Source organism: Streptomyces sp. NPDC014991 (genome assembly GCF_043080665.1).
Taxonomy (GTDB): domain Bacteria; phylum Actinomycetota; class Actinomycetes; order Streptomycetales; family Streptomycetaceae; genus Streptomyces.
The window spans coordinates 121,345-129,359 of record NZ_JBIBVY010000010.1; the positions used below are offsets into that span (position 1 = coordinate 121,345).

General features: G+C 72.4%; 8 protein-coding genes. All 8 read left to right on the forward strand.

The window, feature by feature from the left end; all coding sequences use genetic code 11:
- The first annotated feature begins 53 nt into the window (after positions 1-53).
- The 8 genes from ACF1BE_RS17830 to ACF1BE_RS17865 are packed head-to-tail and all read left to right on the forward strand — an operon-like array spanning position 54 to position 7,909.
- Positions 54-830, forward strand: coding sequence for a thioesterase II family protein (locus ACF1BE_RS17830; protein WP_392199963.1), 777 nt, complete (start codon positions 54-56; stop codon positions 828-830).
- A complete protein-coding gene (locus ACF1BE_RS17835) occupies positions 827-1,117 on the forward strand; it encodes a phosphopantetheine-binding protein (protein WP_392199964.1) in 291 nt (96 codons plus the stop codon). Before ACF1BE_RS17830 ends, ACF1BE_RS17835 begins: the two co-directional genes overlap by 4 nt.
- The gene (locus ACF1BE_RS17840) at positions 1,114-2,526 is read left to right on the forward strand and encodes a TrpB-like pyridoxal phosphate-dependent enzyme (protein WP_392199965.1); all 1,413 of its coding nucleotides are present in this window, start codon (positions 1,114-1,116) and stop codon (positions 2,524-2,526) included. The genes ACF1BE_RS17835 and ACF1BE_RS17840 overlap by 4 nt, the downstream gene beginning before the upstream one ends.
- Positions 2,523-3,707 (forward strand): acyl-CoA dehydrogenase family protein, encoded by a 1,185-nt coding sequence (locus ACF1BE_RS17845; protein ID WP_392199966.1) that lies wholly within the window; start codon positions 2,523-2,525, stop codon positions 3,705-3,707. The genes ACF1BE_RS17840 and ACF1BE_RS17845 overlap by 4 nt, the downstream gene beginning before the upstream one ends.
- Positions 3,704-5,323 carry an amino acid adenylation domain-containing protein gene (locus ACF1BE_RS17850; protein WP_392199967.1) on the forward strand — a complete coding sequence of 540 codons (1,620 nt, stop codon included), beginning with the start codon at positions 3,704-3,706 and terminating at the stop codon, positions 5,321-5,323. The genes ACF1BE_RS17845 and ACF1BE_RS17850 overlap by 4 nt, the downstream gene beginning before the upstream one ends.
- Positions 5,305-6,135, forward strand: coding sequence for an alpha/beta hydrolase (locus tag ACF1BE_RS17855; RefSeq protein ID WP_392199968.1), 831 nt, complete (start codon positions 5,305-5,307; stop codon positions 6,133-6,135). The genes ACF1BE_RS17850 and ACF1BE_RS17855 overlap by 19 nt, the downstream gene beginning before the upstream one ends.
- On the forward strand, positions 6,132-6,974 hold the full coding sequence (locus tag ACF1BE_RS17860) for an enoyl-CoA hydratase/isomerase family protein (protein ID WP_392199969.1): 843 nt from the start codon (positions 6,132-6,134) through the stop codon (positions 6,972-6,974). Before ACF1BE_RS17855 ends, ACF1BE_RS17860 begins: the two co-directional genes overlap by 4 nt.
- Positions 6,971-7,909, forward strand: a complete 939-nt coding sequence (locus ACF1BE_RS17865; RefSeq protein ID WP_392199970.1) for a TauD/TfdA family dioxygenase — start codon at positions 6,971-6,973, stop codon at positions 7,907-7,909. The genes ACF1BE_RS17860 and ACF1BE_RS17865 overlap by 4 nt, the downstream gene beginning before the upstream one ends.
- Positions 7,910-8,015: the final 106 nt, after the last annotated feature.

Consider the following 8,015-nt stretch of genomic DNA (forward strand, 5'->3'; position numbering starts at 1 on the left):
GTGTCGAACCGTAATTGGCCGGTCGTGTTCGTCTTCCGATGGAGAGGCCATCAGTGTCCCTGGCACACATTCGCCCACCGCAAGGCGACAGCGCGTGGATCAAGAGATACCGACCACTGGAGTCACCTTCTCTGCGGCTGTTCTGCCTGCCCTACGCGGGCGGCAACGCCGGCGCGTTCCGCCGGTGGGCGCAGCTCCCCACGACGGGCGTCGAAGTGGTCGCCGTGCAGTACCCGGGGCGCCAGGAGCGCCTGGCGGAGGAGTGCCTCCAGGACATGGAGTCGCTCGCCGACGGCGTCGCCGCGGCCCTGGTGCCGTTGCTCGACCGGCCCTTCGCCCTTTTCGGGCACAGCATGGGCGCGTCGGTCGCCTATGAGGTGGCACTGCGGCTGGAACACCGGTACCGGACGAAGCCACGGCAGGTGTTCGTCTCCGGAGCCGCCTCCCCGTTGCGCCCGATGCGCCACAGTGACGTACATCTCAGCAGCGACGAGGCGATGGTGGAGTGGTTCGGTGAACTCGGCGCGATGGACGAGGCGGTGCTGGCGGACCCTGAACTGCGCCCGCTGGTGCTTCCTGCGATGCGTGCTGATCTGCGGCTCATCGAGACCTACCGCCCCCGGCCCGGCCGCAGGACGACCGCTCCGGTCACCGCGTACGTCGGTGACGCCGACCCCGGAGTCACCCCGGACGACGCCCGTGCCTGGCGGGACCTGACCTCCGCGGAGTTCTCGTTCCGTGTCTTTCCCGGGGGGCATTTCTATTTGTCGGACCACGAAGAAGCACTTCTGGCCGACATCACCGAACGGCTGGGAGGAAACTGCAAGTGATCGGTCACGACGACGAGGTGGCCCGCCGCGTCCGGGAAATCATGGTCGAGGTACTGGATCTGCGGCTGAGCCCGACGGAAATACGCGACGACATCTCGCTCTATTCACCGGTAATCCGTCTCGACTCGCTCAATCTGCTGCACCTCCTGATGGCCGTCGAAGAGGAATTCGGCGGTCACATCGAGGACGAGGACATCATGGAGGCCGACCTGGAGAACGTCGGTGACCTCATCACACTGATCGGCCGGAACATGCCGGCGGCCGCCTCCTCGGGCGGTAGCGCATGAAGGTGACCCGCAACCAGGTCCTGCTGCACGAGGACGACGTCCCCACCCACTGGTACAACATCCTGGCCGATCTGGACGTACCGGCGGCCGACGTCCGCCGGGCCCGCCCGCGTATCGAGCCCGCCGACGGCACCGCACCCGGCACAGGGGGCGCCGGGGCGGGGCTCGCCCCCAACCTGCCGCTGTCCATGTACCGGGCCAGCGTGGGCCGTGAGCGCTTCGTGGAGATCCCCGCCGAGGTGCGCGCCGAGTACCAGCGCTGGCGTCCCACCCCGCTGATCCGCGCCCGCGCCCTGGAGCGCGAACTCGACACCCCGGCACGCATCTACTACAAGTACGAGGGCGCCAACGGGGTGGGCAGCCACAAGCTCAACTCGGCGCTCGCCCAGGCCTACTACTACAAGAAGTCCGGCGTCGAGCACCTCACCACCGGCACCGGTGCCGGGCAGTGGGGCAGTGCCCTGGCCGTGGCCTGCCGGGCCATGGACCTCCAGTGCACGGTGTTCATGGTCAGGGTCAGCCACGACCAGAAGCCCTACCGCCGGGTCCTGATGGAGCTGCACGGAGCCCGGGTGGTGCCGAGCCCCGGCGGACTGACGGAGACCGGTCGCCGATTGATGGCCGAGCGGCCCGACAGCGCGGGCAGCGTCTCCGTCGCCAACGCCGAGGCGCTGGAGTACGCCAGGTCCGTGCCGGGCGGACGGTTCTGCGTGGGCAGCGGCGAGAACCACGTCCTGCTGCACCAGACCGTCATCGGCGAGGAGGCGCTCAAGCAGCTGGACGCCGTCGGCGAGTTCCCGGACGTGGTCGTCGCCTCGATGGGCGCCGGCAGCAACTTCGCCGGGCTCGCCTTCCCCTTCCACCGCGAACGGCTGCGCACCGGCGCCGCGACCCGGCTGGTCGCGGTCGAGCCCGAAGCCTGCCCCAAGCTCACCCGGGGCCGGTACGCCTGGGACTACAACGACATCTCCGGCACCACTCCGATGACCAAGATGTACACCCTCGGTCACACCTTCGTCGCCCCGGACGTGCACGCCGGCGGGCTGCGCTACCACGGTGCCGCGCCTCTGGTCAGCGCACTGTACGACCAAGGCCTGATGGAGGCCGTGGCCTACGGCCAGAACACCGTGTTCGAGGCGGGTGTGCTGTTCGCGCGCACCGAGGGCCTGGTGCCCGCACCCGAGTCGGCACACGCCGTACGGGCCGCCGTCGACGAGGCCCTGCGGGCCCGCGAGGAGCGTACCGAGAAGGTCATCCTGCTCAACATCAGCGGGCACGGCATGCTCGACATGTCCGCCTACCAGCAGTACCTGGCCGGGCAGCTGGCGGACCACGTGGTCTCCGACGACGTCATCGCCACCTCGCTGGCCGCCCTGCCGGACACCGAGCCCGCCGGTGCGGTGTCATGAGACTCGCCCCGACCGATGAGCAGACCGCGCTGGCCGGGCGGCTGCACCAGCTCGGCACCACCCTGGGCGCGGACCTGGACGAGCGCGAACACACCCAGACCCTGCACCCCGGGGACTGGCAGCGCTGCGCCGACGCCGGGGTGTTCGCGCTGCCCGTCCCCGAGGAGTACGGCGGACTCGGGCAGGACCCGCTGACCTGCGCGCTGGCCCTGGAAGGCCTGGGGCGTGGCTGCCGGGACAACGGACTGATGATCTCCGCCGGCGCCCACCTGTGGGCCGTCGAGCTGCCGCTGCTGCACTACGGCAGCGAGGAGCAGAAGCGCCGGCACCTGCCCGCGCTCGTCGACGGCGGCAGCATCGGCGCCCACGCGATCACCGAGGCCGGTTCCGGTTCCGACGCGCTGTCCCTGTCGACCGTGGCCCGCCGCGAGGGCGACCACTACGTGCTGAACGGCACCAAACGGTTCATCACCAACGCGCCCGTGGCCGACCTGTTCATCGTGTACGCGACCATCAACCCGGACCTCGGTTTCACCGGTGTCACCGCCTTCCTCGTCGAGCGGGACACGCCCGGCCTCACCGTCGAGACCCGCTTCGACAAGACGGGACTGCGCACCGCGCCCTGGGGCGAGGTCGTCCTGCGCGACTGCCGGGTACCGGCCGGGAACCGCCTCGGTGCGGAGAAGCAGGGGTCGAGGATCCTCGCCACCGCCATGGCCTGGGAGCGGTCCCTCATCCTCGCCCCGCTGCTCGGCACCATGCAGCGCCAGATCGACGAGTGCACCCGGTACGCCCGCAGCCGCGAGCAGTTCGGCAGCATCATCGGCCGCTTCCCCTCCGTGTCCCACAGCGTGGTCGGCATGCAGGTGCGGCTGGAGGCGGCCAGGCTGCTCACCTACCGGGCCGCCTGGGACCTGGGCCAGGGCGTCACCACCTCGTTGTTCCCCGAGGCCGCGCAGCTGGAGACCAGCGAGTCCGCTGTCCGGAGCTTCCTGGACGCCGTCCAGCTCTTCGGCGGCCTCGGCTTCACGACCGGCAACGACGCCGAGCGCAACCTGCGGGACGCCCTGGGCACCCGCATCTCCTCCGGGACCTCCGACATGCAGCGCACGGTGATGGCCGACAAGCTGGGCCTCACCGTCCGGGCCCGCACCACAGCGGACGGGAGGCACACACCATGACGACCCTGGCCGACCTGCTCGCGCGCGCTGCCGCCGAACGGCCCGACGCCCCGGCGCTGCGCGATCGCGAGCGGACACTGACCTACGCCGAACTGGACCGCGCCGCCGCGGCGCTGGCCGCCACACTGCGGCAGGCCGGCGTCGGACCCGGCGACCGGGTCGGACTGTGGCTGACCAAGTCCGTCGAGACCGTCGTCGCCGTCCACGCGGCGCTGCGGCTGGGCGCCGCCTACGTCCCGGTGGATCCCGCGGCCCCGCCCGCCCGCGCCGCCTACATCCTGAACGACTGCTCCGTCGCGGCACTGGTGACCGACAGCGGCCGGCTCGCCCTGCTGGACGAGCAACGCGCCGCGGCCGACGACCCCGTACGGCTCGTCGTCGTGACAGACGGAACGGAACCGGCCGACGCGGCGGACGGCACGCCCGGGCGGCGGCCCGGTGGCCGGCGTACGGGCTGGCGGACCGCGGTGGAGCAGGCCGCGGCCGGTGGCGTCGCGCCCGTGCGGCCCGCACCGGACGACCTCGCCTACGTGCTGTACACCTCCGGCTCCACGGGCACGCCCAAGGGGGTCATGCTCTCGCACCGCAACGCCCTGGCGTTCGTCGAGTGGGCCGTGGCCGAGACGGGGCTCGACGCGGACGACCGGGTGGCCTCGCACGCCCCGGTCCACTTCGACCTCTCCGTCTTCGACCTGTTCGCCACCGTGCGGGCCGGCGCTTGCCTGGTCCTGGTGCCCGAGAACCGCCGAGGACTCGGCGTGGCCCTGAACCGGCTGGTCGCCGAGGAACGGATCACGGTCTGGTACTCGGTGCCGGGCGCCCTGATCCGCATGCTGGACGCCAAGAACCGTGAGCTGCTGCTGTCGTGCGCGCTGCGCACGGTCGTCTTCGCCGGCGAGCCGTTCCCCCTCAAACACGTCCGGCGGCTGCGCGCGGCCCTGCCCGGGGCGGCCCTCTACAACTTCTTCGGACCGACCGAGACCAACGTCTGCACCTCCCACCGCGTCACCGACGACGATCTCGCCCCCGGCCGGACGGCTCCGCCACCCATCGGCCGGCCGTGCCCCTACGCCCGGGCCACCCTGCTCGACGCCGATGGCCGTCCCCTCGCCGACGTACCCGGCGCCGAGGGCGAACTGAGCATCGCCGGCGACTCGGTGATGCTCGGTTACTGGGGCGCCCCCGAGGCCTCCGGCGGGGTGCACCGCACCGGCGACCTGGTCCGTCACGAGGCCGGTACCGGGTATGTCTACCTGGGGCGGCGGGACCACATGGTGAAGATCCGCGGCTACCGGATCGAACCCGAGGAGATCGAGGCCCGGCTGCTGGAACTGCCGGCGGTGCACGAGGCCGTGTGCGTCGCCGTACCGGACCCCGGCGGCGACCCGGACGCCACCGTGCTGGAGGTCCACGTGGTCCCCGCCGCCGGCGCCCGCCCCGACCCGGGAGTGCTGCGTGGTCACTGCCTGGAGCACCTGCCGCGCTACATGGTCCCGCAGGAGTTCCGGTTCCACGACGCGTTCCCGCGCACCTCGACGGGCAAGGTCGACCGCCGCGCGCTGGCCGCGACGCCGCGCCCCCGGCAGGAGGAGGAGCCGTGCCTGGTGAGGCGGTGACCCTCGACGTGCCCAGCCGGATCCTCGGCCGCACCAAGCGCGCCACCGTCCTGCTGCCGGACGACTACCGGCCGGACGGCCCCGGCCATCCCGTGCTGTACCTGCTGCACGGCTACGGCGGCGGGCGCGGCACCTGGCTGGAGCGCACGCGGCTCGCGGAGTACCTGGACGGCAGCCGGCTCCTGGTGGTCATGCCCGAGAGCGGACGCCGCTGGTTCGTCAACGACCACGCGGGCCTGCGCTACGAGGACCACTTCGTGGAGGAACTGCTGCCCGCCGTCGACACCCGTTTCAACACGCTCGCCCGCCGCTCCGCGCGGGCCGTGGGCGGCTTCTCCATGGGCGGGGCGACCGCGTTGTTCCTCGGGCTGCGCCACCGCGCGCTGTTCGCGGCCGTGACCTCGCACGCGGGTGCCTTCGAGGCTCCCCGGCGGACCGGCGACCCGTACCGGAAGCACCGCGGCGAGCCGGACCTGCTGATGCCCACGGTCGAGAGCCACGAACGGGTGTGGGGGCCGCCGGGCAGCGCGACCCGGCGGCGCTACGACCCCTATCGGTTGATCGCGCTGGAGGACCCGCTGCCGCCGCCGGACCTGTACCTGGATGTCGGCACCGGCGACCACGACCGTATGGTCGGGATGAACCGGACCGTGCGCGACGCGCTGCGGGAGCGGGACTGGCCTCTGGAGTACCGGGAGCGGCCGGGCGGGCACGACTGGGAGTTCGTGAACGACGCCCTGCCCGACGCACTGGAGTTCCTGCACGGCCGGCTCACCGAAGCCGCCGGGACGCCGCGCGAGGTGCGGGCATGACGGCCGCCGGAAAGGCCACGCCGTCACCCGTCGTCCTGGTGACCCGGCCGCGCGAGGGCATCGTCACGGCCACCCTGAACCGTCCCCACCGCGCCAACGCGCTGACCGAGGAGGTCTTCGAGGCGCTCGGCGCGCTGTGCGCCGAGCTCTCCGGAGACCCGGCGCGGGTGCTGGTCCTCAAAGGGGCGGGGGAGACCTTCTGCTCCGGGTACGACGTCGGCGAGATCGGCCGGGTGGCCGCACTGCCGCCGCTGGAGCTGACCACCCTGCTGGAGCGGCAGGCGGCCGTGATCGCCGGCCTGCGCGAACTGCCGCAGACCGTCGTCGCGGCCGTCGACGGCGTCGCGGTCGGCGCCGGGCTGTCCCTCGCCCTGGCCGCCGACGTCCGCGTCCTCACCGCCCGTGCCCGGCTGCAGGCCGTGTTCGTCCGCATGGGCCTGTCCGGCGGAGACATGGGGGCCTCCTGGCTGCTGCCGCGGGTCGCCGGGCTCGGCTTCGCCTCCGAGATGCTGCTCACCGGCCGGTCCGTCACCGCCGAGGAGGCCCGGGAGCGCGGCCTGGCCAACCGGGTCTGCGCCATCCAGGACCTGATGCCGATCGTCATGGACACCGCTGAGCGGATCGCCGGGAACAGCCCGGTGTCGCTGCGGCTGACCAAGCAGATCCTGCAGTCCAACACCGATGCCCCGACGCTGCGGGCCGCCCTGGAGCGGGAGATCCCCGTCCAGGTGGTGGCGGCCGCGTCACCCGACGTCCAGGAGGCGGTGACCGCCTTCCGAGAGCGCCGGCCCCCGCACTTCGCCGCCCGTCCGGACGGCACCAAGGAGAGACGAGCATGACGCAGACCACCACGGCCTGGGCACCGAAAATGATCGGGCCCGCCGAAGCCGGTGTCGAGGCGAGCCCCGCCGGGCTCGCGGAGTACCTGCGCGGCACCGACCTCGACGCCCTCCTCGTCCGGGAGAAGGCCGTCGTCCTCCGCGGCTTCGGCGTGACTCCGGACAGCTACGACGGCCTGGCCGACCTGCTGCTGCCCGAACGGCTGGCCTACGTGCACGGCAACTCCCCACGCACCAAGGTCGGCCGCAACGTCTACACCTCGACCGAGTACCCGGCCGAGTACGAGATCTCCATGCACAACGAGATGTCGTACGCCAGTTCCTGGCCGTCGCGCATCCTCTTCCACTGCGCCGTCGCCGCCGAGACGGGCGGCGCCACACCGGTGGTCGACGGGCAGCTGTGGCTTCAGTCGCTGGACGCCGAGGTGCGCGAGGCGTTCACCGGCGGGGTGCGGTACACCCAGAACCTGCACGACGGCGTCGGCTTCGGCAAGAGCTGGCAGGCCACCTTCGAGACGGACGACCGTACGGCGGTGGAGAAGTTCCTGGACGGCACGGGTGCCGAGCACCAGTGGCTCGCGGACGGCTCGCTGCGGGTGAGCCTGCTGCGCCCGGCCACCCTCGCCCACCCGGTCACCGGTACGGAGGTGTGGTTCAACCAGGCCGACCAGTTCCACCCGGCCGGGCTCGGCGAGGACGCGGCCGCACTGGCCATGGTGATCCCGGAGGACGAACTGCCACAGCGCGCCGTCTTCGCGGACGGATCGCCGATCCCCGACGCGTACGTCCGCCACATCCAGGAGACCGGCATGCGCCTCGCCGTCGATGTGGACTGGCAGGTCGGCGACCTGCTGTTCGTCGACAACGTCGCCGTCGCACACGGCCGGCGCTCCTACACGGGGCGGCGTCGCATCCTGGTCGCCATGTCCGGCTGACCGGAGACCGGAGAGGGGGGAGGGGCGGGGGGGGGGGCGCCCCCCCGCCCCCCCCCCCCCCCCGCCGCGCGCGGACGCCCCCGACCCGCACGGGTGCAACCGGGCG